Raw genomic sequence first — 25049 nt, forward strand, 5'->3', positions numbered from 1 at the left:
TCATTTTTCAGGACATCAACGACCGTCTCAAAGAACTGAGCCTTCTGGCTCATTAACTCAAGCTGCTGCTCAAGCTCTTTGATCCGCTGCTCTGGAGTGAGCGTTTTGGGGACAGACATCGCGCAGCTCCTCTCGTCTCGGATCGAGGCCCCCTGGCTCCAATCCTGCCGACCATGCTTACGCAACCATACCAGAACCGTTGATCGACCCTGGATGCCATACCGCTCCTGAGCCTGACCGTAGGTCATCTCGCCTTTTTCGATCTGATCAACCACTGCCAATTTAAAAGACAGCGAGTAATCACGCTGAGTACGCTTAACACCTTGCGCCATCTGGATCTCCGGAAATTCGGGATGGGAGGTGTAAACCATATTCAGGACGGGACAAAAACATAAAAAAAGGCCCTCGAAAGGGCCTTTTTACTGAGCCGGTGCGCTTAACGCTCCAGATCGGCGATCTTGCCTGGTTTGCCATCCCACTCTTCAGCGTCCGGCAGGGCATCCTTACGCTCGGTGATGTTCGGCCAGATATCTGCCAGCTCGGCATTGAGCTCGATGAAGTTCTCCATGCCACTTGGCACTTCGTCTTCCGAGAAAATGGCTTGGGCAGGGCATTCAGGCTCGCACAGCGCGCAGTCGATGCACTCATCCGGGTGAATGACCAGGAAGTTCGGGCCTTCGTAGAAGCAGTCCACCGGACAGACTTCTACGCAGTCGGTGTACTTGCACTTGATGCAGTTGTCGGTGACGACGAAGGTCATTTCTAATTCTCTCCTCAGGCGACGGCAGCGATACCCTTCCAGACAGGGACGCTCGGTTTGGTCGTTCGGCTGCAAGCCAGGCTAGTAACCTGCAGCACCGCCAAACCGCGCGGGATTCTATCAGCTTGTGCGGGCTCGCGTTATAACAGAGTCTTCAGTGTATAGAGCATTTCGATAGCTTGACGCGGCGTCATGTCGTCCAGGTCAAGCTTCCCGAGCTTCTCGATGGCCGGGTGAGGCAGGCTGGCAAACAGGTCGCTTTGGTGCGGAACATCTGCCGCACCTTTGGGCTGCACAGGCATTTCATGTGGCAGGCTGGCGGTTTCCAGACGGCCCAGGTGTTCGCGTGCGCGCTGGATCACCGGTGTCGGCACACCCGCCAGCTGGGCCACGGCCAGGCCGTAGCTCTGGCTGGCAGGTCCTGGCAGCACGTGGTGGAGGAACACGATGCGTTCGTTATGCTCGGTGGCATTGAGGTGGACGTTGGCTACCAGCGGCTCGCTGTCCGGCAGCACCGTGAGCTCGAAGTAGTGGGTGGCAAACAACGTGTAAGCGCGCAATTGCGCCAGACGTTCGGCTGCGGCCCAGGCCAGGGACAGACCGTCGAAGGTACTGGTGCCACGGCCGACTTCGTCCATCAACACCAGGCTGCGCTCGGTGGCATTGTGCAGAATGTTGGCGGTTTCGCTCATTTCGACCATGAAGGTCGAGCGCCCACCGGCCAGGTCGTCGCTGGAGCCGATACGGGTGAAAATCCGGTCGACCAGCGACAGCTCGCAGCTGGCCGCCGGCACGAAGCTGCCGATGTGCGCCATCAGCACGATCAGTGCGGTCTGACGCATGTAAGTGGATTTACCGCCCATGTTCGGGCCGGTGATCACCAGCATGCGGGTGTTGTCATCCAGCGCCAGATCGTTGGCCACGAACGGCGTGGTCAGTACCTGCTCGACCACCGGGTGGCGGCCCTGGCTGATGCGCATGCACGGCTCGTCGACGAACGACGGGCAGTTCAGGTCGAGGTTCAGCGCGCGCTCGGCGAGGTTGCTCAGTACATCCAGCTCGGCCAGCGCGGCGGCGGTGTCCTGCAACGGTGCCAGATGACCGATCAGGGTTTCCAGCAGCGCATCGTAGAGCATCTTCTCGCGGGCCAGGGCGCGGCTCTTGGCGGACAGCGCCTTGTCTTCGAAGGTTTTCAGCTCTGGGGTGATGAAACGTTCGGCGCCCTTGAGGGTCTGGCGGCGAATGTAGTCGGCGGGCGCCTGTTCCGCCTGTTTGCTCGGCAGCTCGATGAAATAGCCGTGCACACGGTTGTAGCCGACCTTCAGGTTGGCAAGGCCGGTGCGGGCCTTTTCCCGCGCTTCGAGGTCGATCAGGAACTGGCCGGCGTTCTCGCTCATCGCCAGCAGCTCGTCCAGCTCGCTGTCGTAGCCGGTTTTCAGCACGCCGCCGTCGCGGATCACCGCCGGCGGGTTGTCGATAATGGCTTTGGCCAGCAGGTCGGCCAGTTCCGGGTAGGTCCCGGCGATGGCCGCCAGCAGCGCCAGGTGTGGCGCTTCCAGCTCGGCCATGGCGTTCTGCAGCTCGGGCAGGGCGCCGAGGGCATCGCGCAGGCGCGCCAGGTCGCGAGGGCGGGCGTTACGCAAACCGATACGGGCGAGGATCCGCTCGATGTCGCCGATTTCCTTGAGCTGCGGCTGCAGTTTTTCAAAGCGGTAGCTGTCGAGCAGGCAGCGAATCGAGCCTTGACGTGCCTGCAGGACTTTCAGATCGCGTAGCGGACGGTTCAGCCAGCGGGTCAGCAGACGGCTGCCCATGGCGGTCTGGCAGCGGTCGATGACCGACTGCAAGGTGTTGTCGCGGCCACCGGCCAGGTTTACGTCCAGCTCGAGGTTGCGGCGGCTGGCGCCGTCGAGCACCACGGTGTCGTCCAGGCGCTCATGCTTGAGGCTGCGCAGGTGCGGCAGGGCAGTGCGCTGGGTTTCCTTGGCATAACCCAGCAGGCAACCGGCGGCGCCGATGGCCAGGGTCAGCTTCTCGCAGCCAAAGCCTTTGAGGTCCTGGGTTGCGAACTGCTGGCAGAGGCTCTTGCGTGCCGAGTCGCGGTCGAAATCCCAGGGCGCACGGCGGCGCGCGCCACGGCGTTTCTCTGCCGGCAGGCCTTGTGGCCAGTCATCCGGGATCAGCAGCTCGACCGGATTGATGCGTTCAAGCTCGGCCAGCAGGTTTTCCCAGCCCTTGATCTCCAGCACGGTGAAGTTGCCACTGGTGATATCCAGTACGGCCAGACCGAACAGGCGCTCGTCACCCAGCACGGCGGCGATCAGGTTGTCGCGGCGCTCATCGAGCAGCGCCTCGTCGCTGACCGTGCCCGGAGTAATGATGCGCACCACCTGGCGTTCGACCGGGCCCTTGCTGGTGGCCGGGTCGCCGATCTGTTCACAGATCACCACCGATTCGCCCAGCTTCACCAGCTTGGCCAGGTAGCCCTCGGCCGCATGGAAGGGGATACCGCACATGGGAATCGACTGGCCCGCCGATTGCCCGCGGGCCGTCAGGGTAATGTCCAGGAGTTTTGCGGCCTTCTTCGCATCTTCATAGAAGATTTCGTAGAAGTCGCCCATGCGGTAGAACATCAGTTGATCTGGATGCTGGTTTTTCAGCTTCCAGTACTGCTGCATCATCGGGGTGTGTGCGGAAAGATCGCTCATTACAGAAACTTGGCTCGCAGTGTCGTTTAGACCAAAGGCAAGCGGGCAATGGTACAGGGATTTTGTCTGCGATGCCGAGGCGAACTGCCACGCGCGACCTTTCAGCATCCTCGGCCATGTGTTCTGTTGCCTGGGAGTCGAGCAGTCGGCGTCGACTGATTAAGGAGTGTCGGCAGGGAAAGTAAATGGGGAATGGAAAAGGCACTCCCCGGTTACGCTGCCGGACGTTAGCTGGTGTAGGGTAGTCGGCAGTCTTTCAAGGAGTTTGCCATGGACCCGATCACTGCGCTTTCCGCCCGCCTGGGCGAACACCTGCGCCGCTTCAATGCCCAGGTGACCACCGCCGAATCCTGCACTGGCGGTGGTATTGCTGAAGCCATCACGCGGATTCCGGGCAGTTCGGCCTGGTTCGAAGCCGGTTACGTGACCTACTCCAACCCGCAAAAGACCCGTCAGCTGGCCGTTCCGGAAACCCTGTTCGCCGAGGTCGGGGCGGTCAGCCAGGAAGTGGTCGAGGCCATGGTCCGCGGCGCCCAGGCTGCCAGTGGTGCGCGCTTTGCCGTGGCGGTCAGTGGCGTGGCCGGTCCGGACGGTGGCTCAGCGGCAAAACCGGTGGGTACCGTATGGCTGGCCTGGGCCGATGGCAATCACGTCAGCAGCGAGCGCAGGCACTTCGATGGCGACCGCGATGCGGTACGCCGACAAACGGTAATCGCCGCGCTAGAGGGCTTGTTACAGCTTGGTGCAGAGTAAATCGCAATTCGGGGGTAGGCGGGAAGAAAACCCTGTGGAATAATACTGGCTACTTATACAGGTGTTCTGGCCGTCAGGCCCTATCGATTACGTGAGGACTTCAATGGACGACAACAAGAAGCGCGCCTTGGCTGCGGCCCTGGGGCAAATCGAGCGTCAATTCGGTAAAGGCGCGGTCATGCGCATGGGCGACCACGAGCGTCAGGCGATTCCGGCCATTTCTACCGGCTCCCTGGGCCTGGATATTGCCCTGGGCATTGGCGGTCTGCCAAAAGGTCGTATCGTCGAGATCTACGGTCCTGAGTCGTCCGGTAAAACCACGCTGACCCTGTCGGTCATCGCCCAGGCCCAGAAAATGGGCGCTACCTGCGCCTTCGTCGACGCCGAGCACGCCCTCGACCCCGAGTACGCTGGCAAGCTGGGCGTCAATGTCGACGACCTGCTGGTCTCGCAGCCTGACACTGGCGAACAGGCCCTGGAAATCACCGACATGCTGGTGCGCTCCAACGCCGTTGACGTAATCATCGTCGACTCCGTGGCCGCCCTGGTACCCAAGGCCGAGATCGAAGGCGAAATGGGCGACATGCACGTCGGTCTGCAAGCCCGCCTGATGTCCCAGGCACTGCGTAAAATCACCGGTAACATCAAGAACGCCAACTGCCTGGTGATCTTCATCAACCAGATCCGCATGAAGATCGGCGTGATGTTTGGCAGCCCGGAAACCACCACCGGTGGTAACGCACTGAAGTTCTACGCTTCGGTCCGTCTCGACATCCGCCGTACCGGCGCGGTGAAGGAAGGCGACGAAGTGGTCGGCAGCGAAACCCGCGTCAAGATCGTCAAGAACAAGGTGGCACCGCCATTCCGTCAGGCTGAATTCCAGATCCTCTACGGCAAGGGCATCTACCGCAACGGCGAGATCATCGACCTCGGTGTGCTGCACGGCTTCCTGGAAAAATCCGGTGCCTGGTACAGCTACCAGGGCAGCAAGATCGGTCAGGGCAAGGCCAACTCGGCCAAGTTCCTCCAGGACAACCCGGAAATCGCCGCGACCCTTGAGAAGCAGATTCGCGACAAGCTGCTCAACGCCGGTGCTGTTGAGGCTGCTGGCAAGGCTGCAGTGGTTAACGCCGAGCCTGAAGACGAAACCGAAACTGAAGCCGGCTACTGATCGTCCCCATGTCCGCCGTACTCGACACTCCCGTCGCCGTAAGGCGGACAGCCATGGACCTGCTCGCACGCCGCGAGCATGGTCGAGTCGAGCTGACGCGCAAGTTGCGTCAGCGCGGCGCTCCCCCCGAATTGATTGACCAGGAGCTCGACCGCTTGACGGAAGAGGGCCTGCTCAGTGAAGCCCGCTACCTGGAAAGCTTTATCAGCTATCGCTCGCGTTCTGGCTACGGCCCGGCACGCATTCGCGAAGAGCTGAGCCAGCGCGGTCTGCAACGCGGCGATATCGACCAGGCCCTGCGCGAGAGCGGTGTGGATTGGGCGGGGCAGTTGCAGGATGTCTGGCAGCGCAAGTTCTCCGGGCAGCTACCCAGCGATCCGCGCAGCCGCGCACAGCAAACCCGTTTTCTGGTCTACCGTGGCTTTTCCATGGAGCTGGTCGGCCGCCTGTTGAGCGGCCGAGGGTTGGACGACTAACGGCGGGTCAAGTGACCTTGAGTGCTTCGCGGGCCCGTTGTGTTGTGTGCATTGGCTCGGGTTTGGCCCAGTTCTCCGACAGGTTGATGAAGTCCACCAACTCGCGCAGGCGTCCCTGGTCGCGGCCATTGAAGGTGAAGGTCAGGCGCGTCAGGTGACTGAAGCGCGGCTCGTCGTGGTGTTCTCCGGCATAGGCGTGCTGGTGGTACTGGCCACTCAGGCGCAAGTCGGCAAACCCCTCCTGCAGATCAAGCAACGCGCCCTCGCTAAGTGGGTGGTGCATGCGAATCACGAACTGGTTTTTCAACCAGCGGCTGGAGTGGTAGTTGCTGTAGAACTGGTTGATCTCCTCCACGGCTTCTTCGGCACTCTGTACCAGGCGCAGTAGCTTCAGGTCGCTGGGCAGGATGTAGCGGTTTTCTTCCAGCTGGCGGGTAATGAAATTCAGTGCGTCCTGCCAGAAGGTGCCACCCGGCGAGTCCAATAGCACCACCGGCACCAGCGGGCTCTTGCCGGTCTGGATCAGCGTGAGCACTTCCAGCGCTTCATCCAGCGTGCCGAAGCCGCCTGGACACAGCACCAGAGCATCCGCTTCCTTGACGAAGAACAGCTTGCGAATGAAGAAGAAGTGGAATGGCAGCAGTTTGTCAGTGCCGTTTACGGTGGGGTTGGCATGCTGCTCGAACGGCAGGGTGATGTTGAAACCCAGGCTGTGATCGACACCTGCGCCTTCATGTGCGGCAGCCATGATGCCACCACCAGCGCCAGTGATGACCATCAGGTTGGAGCGAGCCAGGGTCGCGCCCAGCTCCCTGGCCAGGGCATACATGGGGTGTTCGATCGGGGTGCGGGCTGAACCGAACACGGTGACCTTGCGCCGGCCCTTGTACTGTTCAAGGGTGCGGAAGGCATGATCCAGTTCGCGTAGGGCTTGCAGGGTAATCTTGGCGTTCCAGCGGTTGCTGTCATCATGGGCCATGCGCAAGACCGTCAGCATCATGTCACGGTACAACGGCAAGTTGGGGCTGTCGGAGGCAACCAGCTTCAGTTGTTCATCCAGGTGGCTCAGGTCGATTCCCAGGCTTTTGAAGTGACTCGATATCAGCTCATTCGGTTGGTAAGGCATTCAACGTCTCCTTCTGCAGCAAAACCTCTGACCGGGCCTGTACGGTTTCCGGCCGCGACACTGCGTGTGTCGCTGGCTGCCGTGGCTCGAGTGTGCGCCTCGAGCAGTGCAGTAGACCTGCAAGGTCTTAGTGCAGTGATGATGGGCTCTTTTTTGTTGTTGTCGCTCAGCAATGCCAATGCAAGGCGTCGGCAGGCATCCCCCCGTGCGAGCCCGGAAATGGCGGGCGCTTGCTATCAATCTAGACCCTGGCGGATGTTTATGCCGAAAGGATCTCGTTGCATCAGCCAGGAGAGGCGAATTGGAGACAGACCGCTCATCAGGCCTGGTCCGCGCCCGGCGTGGGTCTGGTTAACTGGAAGTCTGAGCGACTGTCGCTGTGCAGGGAGGCTGTTACATGCAACGGCTTAATCTGGAGCTTGATGCGCAGCTGTTCGAGCTGCTCGAGCGTTCGGCTCAGGCCAATAACTTAAGTCTTGAAGAAGAGTGCCTGCGCCGCTTGGGGGGAGCAGGGCGGCACTCACGCTATGTCCAGGCCCTGGTGGCTGAACTGCGCGCCGATGAAAAGCAGCGGCGCGACAGCGAGAGCGAGCAAGTGGCGTAGGCTTACTTGGCCGGTTTCACACCGCAACTGGCGGCATCAAACGCCTGTTCGCTGATCGGGCGGTTAGTCTTGTACTCAGTGAAGCGATAGGTCAACACCGCGCCTTTGGCGAGCAACTGGCGGTAACCGGAGTTCTTGCACACGCTATCTCCCAGCTGGCTGCGGACCCTGTTAGGGTCGGCCTGCATCTTTTGTGCATGGCTAGGCAGCACGCTCAGGTGGTTGATCAGTTGCTTGCCTTCGACGGTGTAACCCTGGTCGAGGATGTCTTCGTTGATCGCTCGCGGCGTGCCCACGCTGCTTTCAGTGGCAACTTTTTGCAGCATCTTGCTCAGCTCGTATTCCTGCTTGGAGGCAGCGTTGGCGGCCAGGGGCAGGGCGAGCAACAGGCTCAGGGACGGGGCGATGAAGCGCAACATGAGTTTCTCCTGGTTCGGTAACTGGCAATTGGACCGGCAACTGCGCACGGTGTTCCGTCACGCGCGAAGTCGTGGTGCCAGCGGGTAGCAACAGGGTGTGGATTATAAGGGAGTCGGCGCTATGGCTGCACGGCAAATACCGTCTGCCGCAAGCCCGGCTCTGATAAACTGCAGCGGTTCTCCTGTCTTGCCGAGTCCGTGCTGTGCCATCTCTTTCCTGCCTATATAGTCTGCTGTCATGAGCCATGCCGTATCGCGCCTACGCGCCGACCGCCTGGCGCGCAGTGTCAAACCTTTCGTTGCGCGCGGTTCACGGGCGCCACGCTGTCCGCAATGCCGGGTGATTTTCAGCCATTGCCTGTGTGCCTGGCGTCCGCAGGTGCCATCCGATTCAGCCATGTGCCTGTTGATGCACGATACTGAGCCATTGAAGCCAAGTAACACCGGCTGGCTGATCGCTGACCTGATTGCTGACACCTCGGCGTTCGGCTGGCAGCGTACTTCGGTCGATGAAGCTTTGCTGGCCTTGCTCGATCAGCCGCACTGGCAGCCTTACATCGTTTTTCCCGGTGAGTTCGTGGCACCGCAAAGGGTGGTCAGTGAGGTGGTACGCGAGCCCGGCAAACGTCCTTTGTTCATCCTGCTCGATGCGACCTGGACCGAAGCGCGCAAGATGTTTCGCAAAAGCCCCTATCTCGATCGCTTCCCGGTGCTCAGTCTGCAACCGGAGCAGCTGTCGCGCTACCGCTTGCGCCGCTCCAAGCGAGATGATCATTTCTGCACTGCCGAAGTGGCGGCCATGTGTCTGGAACTGGCGGGTGACCAGCGTGCCGCCGAAGCTCTGGATGCCTACCTGGATGTGTTCAGTACGCACTACTTGAGTGCCAAGCATCAGTGGTCAATTGATGAGCAGGATGCAGTCCACCAGCGTTTGCATACCTTCCTATAGTACAAGGGGCAGGTGTCGCGCATTGAGTCATAATGGGCAGGCTGGCGACCATTGCATGCTTGACAGGACCGGGCAATCAACTTGACCACCCGGTTCTGGCTCGGCATCCTTGGCGCCGATTCGGGCATATACAAGGCTTGAAACACCGTTTTCCTGGCCTTGAAGTGCCTTTTGGGTGTGCGGCACTGTCGTCAACACTTTGAGTTGCCCGCCAGGCGCCTATTCTTCCTCCCTGCGCCTGCACAGAACAGGATCATTAGATCGATGGCCACGTACGAAATCCTGATTGCCGATGACCACCCGCTGTTTCGCAGTGCCCTGCGTCAGGCTGTAACCCTGGGCCTGGGGCCCGATGTCCGCCTGGTAGAGGTGGCGAGCATTGCCGAGCTGGAAAGCCGCCTCGCCGAGAAGTCTGACTGGGACCTGGTGTTGCTGGATCTCAACATGCCAGGCGCCTACGGTTTCTCCGGGCTGGTCCTGCTGCGCGGCCAGTACCCACAGATTCCGGTGGTGATGGTGTCGGCTCAGGAAGAAGCCGCCGTGGTGGTGAAGTCGCGCGAATTTGGCGCCAGTGGCTTTATTCCCAAGTCCAGCTCTCTGGAAGTGATTCAGGAAGCGGTGAAAAAGGTCCTTGAGGGGGACATCTGGTGGCCGCCACAAGCTTTTGAAAAAGTCGACGTCTCAGCCGAAGCCAAGGCCGCCAGTGAGGGCCTTGCCAGCCTCACCCCGCAGCAATTCCGGGTGTTGACCATGGTCTGTGAAGGCTTGTTGAACAAGCAGATCGCCTACGAGCTGAACGTGTCGGAAGCGACCATCAAGGCCCACGTCACGGCGATTTTCCGCAAACTCGGGGTGCGTACCCGGACTCAGGCTGCACTGCTCTTGCAACAACTGGAATCGGTTGCGGCGAGCTGAGACCGCGGTCTTCACGCTTTTTTGACCCTATCTGCACTAGGCTGCAGCGTATTTTTCAGTGGATGAAGTGACCCTCTATGTCATCGCCTTTCAAGGGCCAGACTGGCCTCAAACGTATTTTCAACGCTGCCGGCTATTCGTTTGACGGTCTGCGCGCAGCCTTCACCGGTGAAGCGGCTTTCCGCCAGTTGGTGCTGCTCAATGTGCTGTTGGTCCCGCTGGCGTTCTGGCTAGAGGTCAGCCGTGCCGAGCGGGCAATCCTGATTGCCGTGTGCCTGCTGGGCCTGATCGTTGAGTTGCTCAATTCCGCAGTCGAGGCGGCGATCGACCGGATTTCCCTGGACCGCCACCCGCTGTCGAAAAACGCCAAGGATATGGGCAGCGCTGCCCAGCTTGTCGCCATGACACTGGTGGCGGTGGTCTGGGCGGTAATTCTTGTCTAGGCAATGTTGGGCAGGACGATTTCGTCGCTGCGCTGCACACCAGCGGTAAAGGTACGGCACAGCTCGAGAAACTCGCGCATGGCAGAGGTCTGGTACTTCTGCTTGTGCCAGATGAAGTAGAACTGCCGGGCCAGGTCCAGCTCCGGTGTTTCCACCGCGACCAGGCTGCCGCGACGAAATGCGTCGCGCAATGCCAGGCGGGAGATACAGCCGATGCCCAGGCCTGATTCGACGGCACGCTTGATCGCTTCGGTGTGTTCAAGCTCCAGGCGGATGTTCAGGTTGGAGCGGTGATGACGCATCGCCTGGTCGAAGGTCAGGCGGGTGCCGGAGCCTTGCTCACGCAAAATCCACGCTTCGTGGGTCAGCTCTTCCAGGCTGGCCTGGCCGCGTTGGGCCAGCGGGTGCTGTGGCGCGCAAAACACCACCAGTTCGTCTTCAACCCAAGGTTGCACTTCAAGATCGGCATGGTTGCAGTCGCCTTCGATTAGACCCAGATCAATTTCATAATGGGCAACCTGGTGCACGATATTGGCAGTGTTCTGCACATGGAGCTTGACCTGACTTTCCGGGTGGACCTGCATGAAGCTGCCGATCAGCAGCGTGGCCAGGTAGTTACCGATGGTCAGGGTGGCGCCGACTGCCAGCGAGCCGAAACCGGACTTGCCGTTGAGCAGGTCTTCGATTTCCTTGGCCTGGTCGAGCAGCGCCACAGCCTGCGGCAGCAGTTGATGACCCAGGGCGTTGAGGCTCAGGCGTTTGCCGGCGCGGTCGAACAGCTGGCAGCTGGACTGGCGTTCAAGTTCGGTGATCGAGGTACTGGCGGCCGACTGCGATAACGCCAGTATTCCCGCGGCTCGCGAGACGCTTTGATACTGGGCTACGGCGACGAACACCTGGAGCTGACGAAGCGTAAATCGCATATCTATATAACCGATAAGACATATCTTGATAATTCATTTAACAGATATTGTCGCTCGCACTAAACTATCGCGCAATCGCGCTCTAGGTTAGCGCTGCGTTTTATTTCAGGAGCCCGTACATGAGCAACATGAACCACGAACGTGTCCTCAGTGTTCACCACTGGAATGACACCCTGTTCAGCTTCAAGTGCACCCGTGATCCGGGCCTGCGCTTCGAGAACGGTCAGTTCGTGATGATCGGCCTGCAACAGCCCAACGGCCGCCCGCTCATGCGCGCCTACTCGATCGCCAGCCCGAACTGGGAAGAGCATCTGGAGTTCTTCAGCATCAAGGTGCCGGACGGCCCGCTGACCTCGCAGCTGCAGCACCTGAAGGAAGGCGACGAGATCATCATCAGCAAGAAGCCTACCGGTACTCTGGTACTCGACGACCTGAACCCGGGCAAGCACTTGTACCTGCTGAGCACCGGTACTGGCCTGGCGCCGTTCATGAGCGTCATCCAGGATCCGGAAACCTACGAGCGCTTTGAAAAAGTGATCCTGGTGCACGGTGTCCGTTACGTTAACGAAGTCGCCTACCGCGAGTTCATCACCGAGCACCTGCCGCAGAACGAGTTCTTCGGTGAGGCGCTGCGTGACAAGCTGATCTACTACCCGACCGTGACCCGCGAGCCGTTCGAAAACCAGGGCCGTCTGACCGATCTGATGCGCAGCGGCAAGCTGTTCAGCGACATCGGCCTGCCACCGATCAACCCGCAGGACGATCGTGCGATGATCTGTGGTAGCCCGAGCATGCTGGACGAAACCAGCGAAGTGCTCGACAGCTTCGGCCTGAAGATCTCGGCGCGTATGCGTGAGCCGGGCGACTACCTGATCGAGCGTGCATTCGTCGAGAAGTAATCGACACGCTGGACATAAAAAACGCGGGCCTCGGCCTGCGTTTTTTATGAACGGGCAGTTGTCAGCGATCCATGACCACTTCCAGCACGCGGATCTGATCCGGCTGTGGATAGTGCCAGCGCACCTGCACATCCCAGAACTTCACCCCGTATACACGCTCGGGCGGGGGGATCTGATAGGCCGGGCGCGGGTCCTGGGCCAGGCACTGTTCGATCAGCTCTACCAGCGGCTCTGCAAGGCGCAAGGCGTGCTCGCGGGCCTGGGGCAGGGCAGTATCACTCCAGGCAACCGCAATCGGCGCTGGCGGCGCGCTGGCCATCTGGTTGGTCGCACCACTGACCGCATCGGCATAAGGTACATAGGGCTTGATGTCGAGCACCGGGGTACCGTCGAGCAGGTCGATGCCCGACAGCAGCAGGCGCCCGGCTTCAACCTTCTCCAGACGCACCACCGACTGACCGATGCCGTTGGGCCGGTGCGTCGCCCGAGTGGCAAACACGCCCATGGAGGTGTTGCCACCCAGGCGCGGAGGGCGCACCTTGAGCCGTGGCTTGTCTTCCAGGGCCTGGTGAAACAGGAACAGCAACCACACATGGCTGACCTGTTCGAGCCCGGCCACCGCGTCACCGCTGTCAAAGGGCGGCACCAGTTCCAGCACACCGCGCGCAGCGGGCGCCAGCTGGGGCTGGCGCGGGATCGCGAACTTTTCCTTGAAGCAGGAGCGGACGAAGCCGACCGGGGCGACGCTGTAGTTCATCGACGTCTCAGCCACGGACCCGCAGGGTCAGGCCCTTGAGGAAGTTACGCAGCAACTGGTCGCCACACGGGCGGTAGTTGTTGTGTCCGACCTTGCGGAACAGGGCGCTGAGCTCTGGCTTGGACACCGGAAAATCAGCCGCCTTGAGGATCGCGTGCAGGTCGTCTTCCTTGAGCTCGAAGGCCACCCGCAGCTTCTTCATGATGATGTTGTTGGTCACCGGCAATTCAACCGGCTGCGCAGGACGGCTGTCGTCCTTGCCACGCTTGAAGATCACCAGACCATCGAGAAAGTGCGCGATGACTTCGTCAGGGCAGCGCACGAAACCTTCTTCGTCTTCTTTCTTGAGGTACGAGACGATATCGTCGGTGGCGACGTCGAAGCCGCTGAGCTTGATGATGTCGGTCAGTTTGGCGTCGTTGACGTCCAGCAGGTAGCGCAGGCTGCGCAATACATCGTTGTGAATCATGGTGACAATCCTGTTCGGGGCGCCGCCTGAGTGACAGCGCCTTGTTGCTAGAATTTTTCGCTGGCCGACAGATAGCGCCACTGGCCCAGGGGCAGCTTGCTCATGGACACGCCACCGAGGCGAATACGCCGCATGCTCAGCGGGGTGACCCCAACGCTGCTGCACAGCAAGGCAATCAGCCCCGGCTGCGGGTTTTTCAGGACCATGCGCAGGCGCGTTTCGTTCTGCCAGCTGGCCTTGATCTTCGGCAGCTCCTTGCCCTTCCAGGTGAACCCGCGGTTCAGGCGCTCCAGGCCATGGGCAATCATTTCGCCACTGACTTCAACCACATACTCCTGTTCGAGCTTCGCCAGGTCTGAGTCAAGCTTGCGGGTTACCCGCCAGTCCTGGGTGAACACTTGCAGGCCGCTGGCGCCTTGTTGCAAAGGTGCTACGTTGTTCAAGCGGGCGAAGTGGCCTTTGAGCGGGCGCCGCTCATGACTGAGTTCTGCGCAAAAGCTGGCGACCGTAATGCTGTTGCAGGCGCTGTCGATGTCTTGGTCGGCGGGCTGGTGGAGCAGCAGGGTAGCCGGCTCCAGGGCTTCGGCGCGGGCGCCGGCCTGCAGTTCGACCTTCTGCTCGCCCACTTTGAATTGCGGCTCGTCGACGATCACACCGTCCACGGTGACCCAGCCGCCTTCGATGTACAGTTCAGCCTCCCGTCGGGAACAACCGACCAGTTCGATGAGGCGTTTGGAAAGGCGAATGGGTTCAGACATGACGACAGCCGTAGGCATAGGGAAGGTGCCCATTGTAACCGTGCAGACGGGCCCAGGTCCGGCAACATTCGCCCGTCGGGCCATTTATCTGTGATTTCGCTGCATTTCAGAAAGGTATGACGTCTGCTGTCAGCCAGTTTGAGCGGCTTTTGTCTGAATCAGCCTCAGATGCAGTAAGGGGTAGGGTTGACCCATACCGTCTGTTTCCGAGCGGCCGACCACCTCGAACCCTTGGCGCAGATAGAAGCCCAGGGCCTGCGGGTTTTGTTCGTTGACATCGAGTTGAACGGCATTGAGTTCGTCAATGGCGTAGTGCAACAAGCACTTGCCCAGCCCCTGGCCACGCACAGCCGGATCGATAAAGAGCATTTCCACGCGCCCGGCGGCAACTCCGGCAAATCCGGTAATACGCTGCTTGGCATCCTTGCAGCAGATCAGCATCACTGCATCCAGGTACTGACTGACAAGCAGCTTGCGCAACAGGCAAATGTAGCTGTCGGGCAGAAAATCATGGGTGGCCCGCACAGACGCCTCCCATACCCGTGCCAACTCCGGATAGTCGCTTAACCTGGGGGTGTGCACGCTGTTGTACCTGTACATCGCTCCGCTCTCCTTGGGCAACAGAGACAACGATAGTTGCAAAAAAAAGCCCCGCCAGGGTCGGCAGGGCTATTTTCAGCAGGGCGCGATCAGATCGGCTCGGCCCACATGTCGTACTCGTCGGCGTCGGTGACCCGGCAGCGTACGGTATCACCCGGTTTGAAACCGTGGTTGCCGTCGATGAACACGTTACCGTCGATCTCCGGGGCGTCGAAGTAGCTGCGGCCTACCGAGCCTTCTTCTTCCACTTCGTCGATCAGTACGTCGATTTCGCGGCCGATACGCAGTTGCAGGCGGGCACTGCTGATTGCCTGCTGGTGGGCCATGAAGCGATCCCAGCGTTCTTGCTTGATGTCGTCGGGGACGACTTCCAGGCCCAGGTCGTTGGCTGGAGCGCCTTCGACGGGCGAGTACTGGAAGCAGCCGACGCGGTCGAGCTGGGCTTCGGTCAGCCAGTCGAGCAGGTACTGGAAGTCTTCTTCGGTCTCGCCCGGGAAGCCCACGATGAAGGTGGAGCGGATGATCAGCTGCGGGCATTGTTCGCGCCACTTCTTGATGCGCGCCAGGGTCCGGTCTTCAAAGGCCGGACGCTTCATCGACTTGAGTACTTTCGGGCTGGCGTGCTGGAACGGGATGTCCAGGTACGGCAGGATTTTGCCGGCGGCCATCAGCGGGATGATGTCGTCGACGTTCGGGTACGGATAAACGTAGTGCAGGCGAACCCAGGCGCCGAGGCTGCTCAGTGCTTCGCACAGTTCGAGCATGCGGGTCTTGACCGGGCGACCGTTCCAGAAGTCGGTCTTGTATTTGACGTCTACACCGTAGGCGCTGGTGTCCTGGGAGATCACCAGGATCTCCTTGACCCCGGCCTTGACCAGGCGCTCGGCCTCGCTGAGGACTTCGCCGACCGGACGGCTGACCAGCTTGCCGCGCATCGACGGGATGATGCAAAAACTGCAGCTGTGGTTGCAGCCTTCGGAAATCTTCAGGTAGGCGTAGTGGCGTGGGGTCAGCTTGACGCCTTGTGGTGGCACCAGGTCGATCAGCGGGTTGTGGTCCTGGCGCGGCGGTACCACTTCGTGCACGGCATTGACCACTTGCTCGTACTGCTGCGGGCCGGTCACGGCCAGTACGCTCGGGTGCACGTCACGAATGCTGCCTTCCTCGACACCCATGCAGCCGGTGACGATGACCTTGCCGTTTTCCTTGATGGCTTCACCGATCACCTCAAGGGACTCGGCCTTGGCGCTGTCGATGAAGCCACAGGTGTTGACCACCACCACATCGGCATCCTGATAGGTGGGCACGACTTCATAGCCTTCCATACGCAGTTGGGTCAGGATACGCTCGGAATCGACCAGGGCTTTGGGGCAGCCTAGGGAAACGAAGCCGACCTTTGGCGTGGTTGGCGCAGGAGTGGTGGACATGACTAACCTCGGTGTAATGGGGACAGTCGTGCGCAAGCGCCGCTGTCCTGTTGGGCGCCAGGCTTTGTACGAAAAGTGCCTGCGCGTCGATCATGCTGCGTTGAAAACAGGCTCGGAATGCTCATTTACAATCAGTAAACTCCGCTTCCTCGCCTGTTTTCGCCATGCCTGATCGCCGCTCGGCGACGTTTCGTTCAAACCCTAGCAGCGCCTCTGATCAAAAAGTGCGCAATTCTAGCGGTGCGCAACGGAGTTGACCAGCTTTAAACGGGAGAAATGCGACGAGTGCTTTGCGTTGGCAAAGCCACCGACTGCCGCCTGCTGGCCTGCATAGGCTCATGCGTGCCGTATAGAGGTGTTACAGTGGTTCTTCGCGGCTGATTAGGCAGGTAGCTGTTTGCACAAATCAGTGCTCAGCAACGCCGGTCTTGCCTTGGCGATTTTCGATATCACTGATCAAACGCTTGGCCAGTGCCGGGTAGTTCTCGTCAAAATGATGCCCGCCTGGCAGCTTCAGGCGCTCGCCAACCGCGGTGTGGTCGGTGCAGCCACTTTCATGGGCTTCTTCTTCACCATAGATGCAGATCACTTTCGTTGCCGGCAACTTGGCCATCTCCGGCCCGGTAGGCGCTTCCTTGCCAGCGTTGCCCAGCCAGCCTTCGACTTCGATCTCGAAACTGCCGCTGCGGGCGAAGGCCAGCAGGATGACAGCGTCAACACGTTGCTGGTCTTCAGCGGGAAGTCGGTTGTAGATCGCCGGCAGGACGTCTGCGCCGAAAGAGTAGCCGGTCAGTACGAAACGCTTGGTGCCCCATTTCTGACGGTAGTGCTGCATCAGCTCCGACAGGTCAATGGCACTTTGCTCCGGGGTCTTGTGCTGCCAGTAGTAGCGCAGGGTGTCGATGCCGACCACGGGATAGCCACGTTTGGCCATTTCTCCGGCGACATCGCGGTCCAGGTCACGCCAGCCACCGTCGCCGGAGAGGAACAGGGTCACGGTGTCGGTGGTCTGGCCCGCCGGGACTTCGACCACCGGGATACTCATGGCATTGCCTGCGTCACCCACCAGCGCCTGGGTCAGTTGTGCCTTGAGCACTTGCGGCAGGTGGATGTTGTAATCGCTGATGCTGGTTTCGGCGTTGGCTTGGTCGCGTACGAAGGCTGCGCTGGCGTCGTCCGGGTTGTCGTTCCAGGCGACGCTCCAGTGGCCGTGAGCCGCCGACTTGGGCAGTGGTGTGGCGCAGCCGGGGCGCTCGACGCTGAAATCCACCGAGATAGCCTGGGCCTTGTCGTCACTCTGGCTGGCCAGCCAGTCCCAGGCTTGGGCCGCGCCGGGGCCGATACCGGCAACCAGGGTTACAGGGCCTTGCAGTTGTTGAAGCGCTTGTTGCAAGGCGGTGTGTTGCAAGGTGCAGTCGGCTGGCGGCAGGATCACCTGGATCAACTGCGCTTCACCACTCTGGCTCAGGTTCAGCAGTTGTTTATCTGTCAGGGCCTGATCCTGGGGTACGACAATGGCCACCCGGGCTTTGGCGTGGGTGCCAGGGGAGACCCGGGTCAGGCTGCTGCCATCTAGCTGAGTCAGATGTTCCAGGTGTGGTTCAGGCGCTGGACGGGTCCACAGCCAGAAGCCCAGGGCAGCGACCAGCAAGCCCAAGAGCAATGTGGCCAGAAGGTGTAGCCAGTAGTGTCGAATCATCAGCGCTTCACCAATCCGCTCAGGCCGCCGGCGATCAGCGCGGCGGTGTCAGCCAGTGCCACCAGCGGATCGAGTCCGGCAGGCACAGCCATGTAACGGGGTTCCCAGTCGGGTTGGAACTTGTCCTTGAAGCGCCGCAGGCCCTGGAAATTGTAGAGTTGCTCGCCACGCTGGAACACCATCGAACCCAGGCGTTGGGTCAAGGGTGCGCCACGACGAGGTTGCAGGCCTGAAAGCGGCACCATGCCCAGGCTGAAGCGAGCGTAGCCTTGATGCTTATAGTGCAGGATCAGACCGATCATCATGAACTCCATGGTCAGCTTCGGCGCCTGTGGATGGGCACGCATCAGGTCGAGGCTGGCCAGTTCGCGGCTGTGGGTTTCCAGCAAGTTGGCAAAGGCTACCGGGCGTCCCTCGAAGCGGATCAGGGCAATCCGAAAATGTTGCAGGTACTCGGGGCTGAAGCGCCCCAGGGAGAAGCCCTTCTCGCGCACGTTCTTGCCGCTCAGCCAGGCATCGGAGATGACCTTGAGCTCCTCAAGCGGGGCTTGTCCCGGTTCATGTACTTCCAGGCTCAAGCCGTCGCGGCCACCTCGGTTCCAGGTGTAGCGCAGGTCTTTCATCTCCTTGCCCTTGGCGTCCAGGTCAAAGCGCTTGAGGTCGACCCGCGCCTCTTCGCCGAGCTTGATCGCGGTCAGACCGATGTCCATGTAGAACGGCAGGTTCTCGGCGCGCACCTGGTAGAACACCGGGCGGGCGTGGTGCAGGTCACACAGGTCGCGGAACTGCCAGATCATTTCGGCACGCTTGTGCACCGGGCCGATCGGATCGTACAGGGCAACCAGACTGCGGCCTCGGTGGGCGTACATGAGGAAGGCATCGTCATCGGGATGGAACAGCAGCGCCTTGTCCCCGGTCAGCGCCAGGCCGCCATCGGGTTGGTCTGAGGCTTGCAGAATGCGCTGGGCGCGCTGCAGTTCTTCAGTGTTTGGCAGGTGAATCACCGGGCGAGCGGTACGCAGCAACCAGGTCAGGGCGACCGCCACCAGCAGCACCGCGCTACCCAGGGCCGAGCGCAGGCCGCGTGGGGCGTCGGCGTCCAGGGTGAATTGCCACCACAATTGATGGCTGTAGGGCACATCCTGATAGGCGAATAGCAGCAGCCAGATCGATGCGCCCAGGACGCAGGCGCTGGCTGCCAGGTAGACAGGCGAGAAGGGCAGTTCCAGCAAGCGGCTGGGGCGGTAAAAGGAGCGCCGGAACAGTGCCAGCAGGCAGGCGGTGAAGGTCAGGATACTGGCTTCTTCCCAGTCAAAGCCCTTGAGCAGCGAGAGCAGGGCGCCGACCAGCAGCAAGATGGTGGTCAGCATCCAGGCGGCGGACAGTCGCCGGCGCAGGCCCTGGGCCAGCAGCAGGCATAGCACGCCAATCAGGCTGGCGCCGAAATGCGAGGCGTCGATCAGTCGGTGGGGTATGAGAAAGCCCAGATGTTCGAGACGTTCGTCGATCTCCGGGGTTGCACCGGAAAACAGCAGCACCACACCGGAGAGGAACACCAGTACTGCCAGCACCGGGGCTGCCAGTCCCGATGCTGCTTTGATTGCCTGGCGGGTAACCAGAAACCGCCGTGCTTCGTTGCTCAGCAACAAGGCGCAGGCCAGCAGCAATGGCAGTACCACATAGATCAAGCGATAGAGCAGTAAAGCGGCGGCCAGGGGCGCGGCGCCAAGTTGATCGGCGAAAGCGGCCAGCAGAATCGCCTCGAATACTCCGACACCACCGGGAACATGGCTCAGCACCCCGGCAGCCAGGGCCAGCAGGTACACCAGCAGGAATGCAGCAAAAGGCGGTGCTTGCGGCAGGAGCAGGTAGAGCACGGTCGCGGCAGCAGCGACGTCCAGTGCGGTGATCCCCAGTTGCAGGACGGTCAGGCGGGCGCCGGGCAGGCGCAGGGTGCGCCGACCGACCCGCACCAGCAGGTTGTCTACCTGCGGCTGCTCCGGCAGACGTCGACGGTACAGACCATAGGTCAGCAGCGCTGCCAGGCCCAGTACAGCCAGGGCGATGCTGGCCAGTAGCATTTGGGGAAGGTGCAAGGCTGACGCCGCCGCAGGCAGATTGCTCAGGGTTGCCAGGGCTGCCAGCGGTGGCAGTGCACAACCGAGCGAAAGGCTGGCGAACAGGGTCATGCGCGCTACTTCGGCGGCACCAACACCCTGACGGGCATACAGTCGATAACGCACCGATCCGCCAGAGAGCAGTGACAGGCCGACGGCGTTACCAATGGCGAACGCACTGAATCCACCCATGATCAGGGTTAGGGGTGGCAATTGAACGCCTGCATAGCGGCTGGCTGACCACTCGTAACCCAGAAGGATGATGAAACCGGCGATCGTTGCCAGGAATGCACCGGTCAGGGCTACGGGAGGCACACTGAGCAGGGAGTCGTGCAGGGCATAGATGTCCAGTTCGCTGAGCAGATGGCGGCAAGCGATCAGGGCGATGGTGAACAACAGCAAGGTCAGCGCCAGGCCAATCGGTTGGCGGTAGCGGCTCAAGCGGTCAAGCCTGCGCAAATGCTGGGCGGTATTAGGTAAGGTGGAGGTAACGAGCACTTCGGTTTCAAAGCTCTGGCTGCGCATCAAGCACCTCGTGGGTGGTGCAAGCCAGGAGGAAAGTATCCAGCCAAGGTAGCAATCCCTATGGAAAGTAGTGGCGACTATGATCGGGCCGCTGCCTGCCTGGGGGATAGTTAAAGAAAATTTATATTGTCGCAGGGGCTTGGGGAGGGGAGGCTGAATCGCAGATGCAAAAAAGGCCACTTTTTGCAAAGTGGCCTTTTCTGTTGTTTGGTTGCGGGAGCCGGATTTGAACCGACGACCTTCGGGTTATGAGCCCGACGAGCTACCAGGCTGCTCCATCCCGCGTCTGATGTGGCGGATTCTACAGTCTTTGGTCAGGCTGTCAACGCTTAATTGTTGATTTACAATAAATTTATGCCTGAGTACTTTCTTCAGTGCAAAGAAAAAGGCCACTCCGAAGAGTGGCCTTTTCTTAATCTGGTTGCGGGAGCCGGATTTGAACCGACGACCTTCGGGTTATGAGCCCGACGAGCTACCAGGCTGCTCCATCCCGCGCCTGTGAGATGAATTCTACAGTTATGCGCCAGAGTGTCAAGCGTTCATTTCAAGAAATCCTTTTTTGTTCAAATGCTTAGCGTCTTGAGTTAGCACTGCAAGGCAGCTGTGCTGGGGGTTGCAGGGTGATTGTGTGTATGTTTATCCAGTGTCTTTGGTGCGCGCAGCGCGGTGGAATGAGATACTGCCTACACGATTGTTCACCTGTAGCTACGGTTGCCGATGTCCCAGCGCAAGATCATCCATATTGATTGCGATTGCTTTTACGCCGCTATTGAAATGCGAGACGACCCGCGCCTGTCTGGACGGCCGCTGGCTGTAGGGGGTTCAGCTGAGCGCCGTGGTGTCATCGCCACCTGTAACTATGAGGCGCGGGCTTATGGCGTGCGTTCGGCAATGTCGTCCCGGCATGCCCTGAACCTGTGCCCCGATCTGTTGATCGTCAAGCCGCGCATGGATGCCTATAAAGAAGCATCCAGGGAAATACACACGATCTTTCGCGACTACACCGATCTGATCGAACCCTTGTCGCTGGACGAAGCCTATCTGGATGTCTCGGACAGCTCCTGGTTTGCCGGTAGTGCGACGCGGATTGCCGCCGATATTCGCCGTCGGGTTGCTCAGCAATTGCATATCACCGTGTCGGCCGGGGTGGCGCCGAACAAGTTTCTGGCCAAGATCGCCAGTGACTGGCGCAAGCCCAATGGCTTGTTTGTGATTACGCCCAGCGAAGTCGAAGAATTTGTTGCTGCGCTGCCGGTCGGCAAGTTGCACGGCGTGGGCAAGGTGACTGCGGACAAGCTCGGGCGCCTGGGCATCACCAACTGCTTGGAGCTGCGCGATTGGAGCCGCCTGGCGCTGGCCCGTGAGTTCGGCAGTTTTGGCGAGCGTCTGTGGGGGCTGGCGCGGGGTATCGATGATCGCGCGGTGCACAACGACAGTCGTCGTCAGTCAGTCAGTGTCGAAAATACCTACGACACGGATCTACCAGATCTGGCCAGCTGCCTGGAGAAATTGCCAGAACTGATGGAGACCCTGGCCGGACGCGTGGCGCGTATCGATGACAGTTACCGGCCGGGCAAACCCTTCGTCAAAGTGAAGTTCCACGATTTTACCCAGACCACCCTGGAGCAGGCCGGTGCCGGGCGTGACCTGGGCAGTTATCAGCAATTGCTCAGTCAGGCGTTTGCCCGTGGTGGCAAGCCGGTGAGGCTGCTGGGTATCGGCGTGCGCTTGCAGGATTTGCGCGCAGGGCATGAGCAACTGGAGCTGTTTAGTCGCGATTGATTGAATAGATACAGATGGCCATCGCGGGGCAAGCCCGCTCCCACAGTGGGAGCGGGCTTGCCCCGCGATAGATCAATGTAAGCCAGGGTCGGCGACCAGGCGGCCGGCATCCTTGGTCAGGGACTGGAGAAACTCCTGTTGCAGCTCGGGATCGTTACGGGTCAGCTCGATCAGGCTCTGCTCCAGCTCGCTGGCTTCTTCTTCCAGCCCCAGTTCAGACAGGCGCTTGACCCGGTGCACCCACTGACTGACTTCATCGTCTTCCAGGTCGTCAAAGATCAGGTCATGGGCTTCGACCAGCTTGCCGCGCAAGTTGCTGCTGATCAGCAGGCTGGCATCAGCGCGGACGTTGTTGTCTTCATCGGCGGTTTGCAGGTGCAGGGTACCGATGTGGGTCAGGTTCTGCTCGGAGAACGGGCTGTCGAGCAGATTCAGTAGCAGTACGCCGTTGCGATCGGTCGTCAGCGCATGGTTTACCTTGCCCGCCTTGACCTCAACCGGACGATCACTCCACGGCAGGCTGGTGTACTCCTGGCGTTTGTCCTTTTGTACCTCGGTGATCCCGGCAAGGTTTTGCTGGGCGCGGCCATTGGACTGAGCGTTCATGAACGGATTGAGGCCGTCTACACCGTAGCTGAACCAGTCGCGGGTAACGCTATCGGGCAGGTTGCCCAGTGCGAAGACATTAACCACGTTGGCACCGACGCCGGCCACCACAGCCACCGCGCCCAGGGGAATCTCGTAGACTTCCCGCCAGGGTTGGTAGGGCGTGTAGCGATCATAACGACGGGTGACTTCGAACTCGGTGACTTCGAAGTTCTTCTGTTCGTGGATGCGCACACGCCGCTGGGGCAGTTCGAGTACCTTGGGGTCCCCGACATCGATCTGCAGGCTGTGTTCGAGCAGCTTGCGCTCGATGCGTTCCTCATGCTCGCTGCGCTGGGACATCTGGTTGGCGCAACCGCTGAGCAACAGGGCGCCGCTCAGTGCGGCGCCCCCCAGGATAAAGGTACTTCGCTTGAACATGATTACTCTTGCGTTGGCTTAGCGGCGGATGCGGGCTTGCAGGAACGACAGCACCTCGGCCACTGGCAGCGGTTGCGCGTCACGTTCGGTGCGGTGCTTGTATTCCAGGTTGCCATCGGCCAGGCCGCGGTCGCTGACCACGATGCGGTGCGGAATGCCGATCAGTTCCATGTCGGCAAACTTGATCCCCGGGCTGGTCTTCTTGTCGCGGTCGTCCAGCAGCACTTCGAAACCGGCGGCGGTCAGTTCGGCGTAGAGCTTGTCGGTGGCTTCGCGAACCTGTTCGGTTTCGTAGCGCAGCGGTACCAGGGCGATCTGGAACGGGGCCAGGGTGTCGCTCCAGATGATGCCGTTGTCGTCATAGTTCTGCTCGATGGCCGCAGCCACCACGCGGGACACGCCGATACCGTAGCAACCCATGCTCAGGGTTACTGGCTTGCCGTTTTCACCCAGTACCTGGCACTTGAGTGCTTCGCTGTACTTGGTGCCGAGCTGGAAGATGTGCCCGACTTCGATGCCGCGCTTGATCACCAGGGTGCCCTGGCCATCGGGGCTTGGGTCGCCTTCGACGACATTGCGCAGGTCGGCCACTTGCGGAACGGGCAGGTCACGCTCCCAGTTGACGCCGAAGTAGTGCTTGTCGTCGATGTTGGCACCCACGCCGAAGTCGCTCATCAGTGCGACCGAACGGTCGATGATGCACGGCAGTGGCAGGTTCAGCGGGCCGAGCGAGCCTGCGCCAGCGCCGATGGCGTTACGCAGTTCTTCATCGCTGGCCATCACCAGCGGGCTGGCGACCTCTGGCAGGTTGGCGGCCTTGATTTCGTTCAGCTCGTGGTCGCCACGAACGATCAGGGCAATCAGCTTGCCCTCTTCGGCGGCGTGGACGATCAGGGTCTTGACGGTCTTTTCGACCGGCAGGCCATAGTTTTCCACCAGCTGGGCGATGGTCTTGGCGTCCGGGGTGTCGACCAGGCGCAGTTCTTCGGTAGGCGCCAGGCGCACGGTTTCCCGTGGAATGGCCTCGGCCTTCTCGATGTTGGCGGCGTAGTCGGAGCTGTCGCTGAAGATCACATCGTCTTCACCGGACTCGGCCAGCACATGGAATTCGTGGGAGTAGCTACCGCCGATCGAGCCGGTGTCGGCTTGCACAGGACGGAAGTCCAGGCCCAGGCGGGTAAAGATGTTGCTGTAGGCCAGGTGCATGCGCTCGTAGGTTTCCTGCAGGGAAGCCTGGTCGGCATGGAAGGAGTAAGCGTCCTTCATGATGAACTCGCGGCCACGCATCAGGCCAAAGCGTGGACGGATTTCGTCACGGAACTTGGTCTGGATCTGATACATGTTCAGTGGCAGCTGTTTATAGCTGTTGAGCTCGTTGCGGGCCAGATCGGTGATCACTTCTTCGTGGGTCGGGCCCACGCAGAATTCACGACCGTGGCGGTCCTTCAGGCGCAGCAGCTCGGGGCCGTACTGTTCCCAGCGACCGGATTCCTGCCACAGCTCGGCAGGCTGGATGCTCGGCATCAGCACTTCGAGGGCGCCAGCGGCGTTCATTTCCTCGCGGACCACGGCCTCAACCTTGCGCATTACCCGAAGGCCCATCGGCAGCCAGGTATACAGGCCGGATGCGAGCTTGCGGATCATGCCGGCACGCAGCATGAGCTGGTGGCTGATGACGACCGCGTCGGAAGGGGTTTCTTTCTGGGTAGCGAGCAAATATTGACTGGTGCGCATAGTAGGCCG

The 25049-nt window shown here is 60.5% G+C and carries 24 protein-coding genes, 2 tRNA genes and 1 pseudogene; 10 read left to right on the forward strand and 17 right to left on the reverse strand.

Annotation, left to right across the window (positions count from 1 at the left end; all coding sequences use genetic code 11):
* From C6382_RS20565 to mutS, 3 genes and pseudogenes are all read right to left on the reverse strand, one after another.
* A pseudogene (locus tag C6382_RS20565) lies at nt 1-332 on the reverse strand (IS3 family transposase); the annotation flags it as partial.
* A gap of 104 nt (nt 333-436) precedes the next feature.
* On the reverse strand, nt 437-760 hold the full coding sequence (gene fdxA, locus C6382_RS20570; RefSeq protein WP_107026176.1) for a ferredoxin FdxA: 324 nt from the start codon (nt 758-760) through the stop codon (nt 437-439).
* 140 nt (nt 761-900) lie between these two features.
* Nucleotides 901-3468, reverse strand: a complete 2568-nt coding sequence (mutS, locus tag C6382_RS20575; RefSeq protein ID WP_107026177.1) for a DNA mismatch repair protein MutS — start codon at nt 3466-3468, stop codon at nt 901-903.
* A 270-nt stretch (nt 3469-3738) separates the two neighbouring features.
* Between mutS and C6382_RS20580 the strand changes: the two genes are divergently transcribed.
* The 3 genes from C6382_RS20580 to recX all read left to right on the forward strand — a co-directional run bounded on the left by C6382_RS20580 (nt 3739) and on the right by recX (nt 5868).
* Complete coding sequence (locus C6382_RS20580; RefSeq protein ID WP_107026178.1) at nt 3739-4221, forward strand: CinA family protein; 483 nt, start codon at nt 3739-3741, stop codon at nt 4219-4221.
* A 103-nt stretch (nt 4222-4324) separates the two neighbouring features.
* The gene (gene recA, locus C6382_RS20585; RefSeq protein ID WP_107026179.1) at nt 4325-5392 is read left to right on the forward strand and encodes a recombinase RecA; all 1068 of its coding nucleotides are present in this window, start codon (nt 4325-4327) and stop codon (nt 5390-5392) included.
* A gap of 8 nt (nt 5393-5400) precedes the next feature.
* Nucleotides 5401-5868 carry a recombination regulator RecX gene (recX, locus tag C6382_RS20590; protein WP_107026180.1) on the forward strand — a complete coding sequence of 156 codons (468 nt, stop codon included), beginning with the start codon at nt 5401-5403 and terminating at the stop codon, nt 5866-5868.
* Nucleotides 5869-5875: 7 nt separating this feature from the next.
* Here recX and C6382_RS20595 read toward each other — a convergent pair whose 3' ends face one another.
* Entirely contained in the window at nt 5876-6994 is a 1119-nt protein-coding gene (locus C6382_RS20595) for an LOG family protein (RefSeq protein ID WP_107026181.1), read from the reverse strand.
* A gap of 397 nt (nt 6995-7391) precedes the next feature.
* On the opposite strand from C6382_RS20595, the gene C6382_RS20600 reads away from it, so the two are divergent.
* A complete protein-coding gene (locus C6382_RS20600; RefSeq protein WP_107026182.1) occupies nt 7392-7598 on the forward strand; it encodes a hypothetical protein in 207 nt (68 codons plus the stop codon).
* 2 nt (nt 7599-7600) lie between these two features.
* Here the strand turns inward: C6382_RS20600 and C6382_RS20605 are convergent, their stop codons facing one another.
* Nucleotides 7601-8017, reverse strand: a complete 417-nt coding sequence (locus C6382_RS20605) for a quorum-sensing-regulated virulence factor family protein (RefSeq protein WP_107026183.1) — start codon at nt 8015-8017, stop codon at nt 7601-7603.
* Between the two features lie 238 nt (nt 8018-8255).
* Between C6382_RS20605 and C6382_RS20610 the strand changes: the two genes are divergently transcribed.
* The 3 genes from C6382_RS20610 (at nt 8256) to C6382_RS20620 (ending at nt 10324) form a co-directional block, all read left to right on the forward strand.
* The gene (locus C6382_RS20610) at nt 8256-8966 is read left to right on the forward strand and encodes a tRNA-uridine aminocarboxypropyltransferase (RefSeq protein ID WP_107026184.1); all 711 of its coding nucleotides are present in this window, start codon (nt 8256-8258) and stop codon (nt 8964-8966) included.
* A gap of 264 nt (nt 8967-9230) precedes the next feature.
* Nucleotides 9231-9881, forward strand: a complete 651-nt coding sequence (gene erdR / locus C6382_RS20615) for a response regulator transcription factor ErdR (RefSeq protein ID WP_107026185.1) — start codon at nt 9231-9233, stop codon at nt 9879-9881.
* A 77-nt stretch (nt 9882-9958) separates the two neighbouring features.
* Nucleotides 9959-10324, forward strand: a complete 366-nt coding sequence (locus C6382_RS20620) for a diacylglycerol kinase (RefSeq protein ID WP_107026186.1) — start codon at nt 9959-9961, stop codon at nt 10322-10324.
* Here the strand turns inward: C6382_RS20620 and C6382_RS20625 are convergent.
* Entirely contained in the window at nt 10321-11247 is a 927-nt protein-coding gene (locus C6382_RS20625; protein ID WP_178082811.1) for a LysR family transcriptional regulator, read from the reverse strand. The two genes, C6382_RS20620 and C6382_RS20625, sit on opposite strands and share 4 nt — an antisense overlap.
* Before the next feature lie 119 nt (nt 11248-11366).
* On the opposite strand from C6382_RS20625, the gene fpr reads away from it, so the two are divergent.
* The gene (fpr, locus tag C6382_RS20630; RefSeq protein ID WP_003222277.1) at nt 11367-12146 is read left to right on the forward strand and encodes a ferredoxin-NADP reductase; all 780 of its coding nucleotides are present in this window, start codon (nt 11367-11369) and stop codon (nt 12144-12146) included.
* Nucleotides 12147-12207: 61 nt separating this feature from the next.
* On the opposite strand, the gene tsaA is transcribed toward fpr, so the two are convergent.
* From tsaA to rimO, 5 genes are all read right to left on the reverse strand, one after another.
* Complete coding sequence (gene tsaA / locus C6382_RS20635) at nt 12208-12903, reverse strand: tRNA (N6-threonylcarbamoyladenosine(37)-N6)-methyltransferase TrmO (protein WP_107026187.1); 696 nt, start codon at nt 12901-12903, stop codon at nt 12208-12210.
* A gap of 7 nt (nt 12904-12910) precedes the next feature.
* Nucleotides 12911-13372, reverse strand: coding sequence for a DUF1456 family protein (locus tag C6382_RS20640; protein ID WP_107026188.1), 462 nt, complete (start codon nt 13370-13372; stop codon nt 12911-12913).
* Between the two features lie 47 nt (nt 13373-13419).
* Nucleotides 13420-14130 carry an rRNA pseudouridine synthase gene (locus C6382_RS20645; RefSeq protein ID WP_107026189.1) on the reverse strand — a complete coding sequence of 237 codons (711 nt, stop codon included), beginning with the start codon at nt 14128-14130 and terminating at the stop codon, nt 13420-13422.
* A 129-nt stretch (nt 14131-14259) separates the two neighbouring features.
* A complete protein-coding gene (locus C6382_RS20650) occupies nt 14260-14730 on the reverse strand; it encodes a GNAT family N-acetyltransferase (RefSeq protein ID WP_107026190.1) in 471 nt (156 codons plus the stop codon).
* An 89-nt stretch (nt 14731-14819) separates the two neighbouring features.
* A complete protein-coding gene (gene rimO / locus C6382_RS20655) occupies nt 14820-16157 on the reverse strand; it encodes a 30S ribosomal protein S12 methylthiotransferase RimO (RefSeq protein ID WP_107026191.1) in 1338 nt (445 codons plus the stop codon).
* Here rimO and C6382_RS24035 point away from each other — a divergent pair.
* Nucleotides 16156-16329 (forward strand): hypothetical protein, encoded by a 174-nt coding sequence (locus C6382_RS24035; protein ID WP_158262114.1) that lies wholly within the window; start codon nt 16156-16158, stop codon nt 16327-16329. The two genes, rimO and C6382_RS24035, sit on opposite strands and share 2 nt — an antisense overlap.
* 234 nt (nt 16330-16563) lie before the next feature.
* Here the strand turns inward: C6382_RS24035 and C6382_RS20660 are convergent, their stop codons facing one another.
* The 4 genes from C6382_RS20660 to C6382_RS20675 form a co-directional block, all read right to left on the reverse strand.
* On the reverse strand, nt 16564-17856 hold the full coding sequence (locus C6382_RS20660; RefSeq protein WP_107026192.1) for a virulence factor family protein: 1293 nt from the start codon (nt 17854-17856) through the stop codon (nt 16564-16566).
* Nucleotides 17856-20498, reverse strand: coding sequence for a bifunctional lysylphosphatidylglycerol flippase/synthetase MprF (gene mprF, locus C6382_RS20665; RefSeq protein WP_107026193.1), 2643 nt, complete (start codon nt 20496-20498; stop codon nt 17856-17858). Before mprF ends, C6382_RS20660 begins: the two co-directional genes overlap by 1 nt.
* A gap of 208 nt (nt 20499-20706) precedes the next feature.
* Nucleotides 20707-20783: transfer RNA gene (locus C6382_RS20670), tRNA-Met, on the reverse strand.
* A gap of 133 nt (nt 20784-20916) precedes the next feature.
* Nucleotides 20917-20993, reverse strand: a tRNA-Met gene (locus C6382_RS20675).
* 222 nt (nt 20994-21215) lie between these two features.
* On the opposite strand from C6382_RS20675, the gene dinB reads away from it, so the two are divergent.
* Nucleotides 21216-22280 (forward strand): DNA polymerase IV, encoded by a 1065-nt coding sequence (gene dinB / locus C6382_RS20680; RefSeq protein ID WP_107026194.1) that lies wholly within the window; start codon nt 21216-21218, stop codon nt 22278-22280.
* Between the two features lie 72 nt (nt 22281-22352).
* Here dinB and C6382_RS20685 read toward each other — a convergent pair whose 3' ends face one another.
* Nucleotides 22353-23306: a hypothetical protein gene (locus C6382_RS20685; RefSeq protein WP_107026195.1), complete on the reverse strand. Its 954-nt coding sequence runs from the start codon at nt 23304-23306 to the stop codon at nt 22353-22355.
* An 18-nt stretch (nt 23307-23324) separates the two neighbouring features.
* Nucleotides 23325-25040 (reverse strand): proline--tRNA ligase, encoded by a 1716-nt coding sequence (locus tag C6382_RS20690; RefSeq protein ID WP_107026196.1) that lies wholly within the window; start codon nt 25038-25040, stop codon nt 23325-23327.
* Nucleotides 25041-25049: the final 9 nt, after the last annotated feature.

Origin of the sequence: Pseudomonas sp. BBP2017, from assembly GCF_003024385.1 — a bacterium.
In the GTDB taxonomy this organism is placed as follows: Bacteria; Pseudomonadota; Gammaproteobacteria; order Pseudomonadales; family Pseudomonadaceae; genus Aquipseudomonas.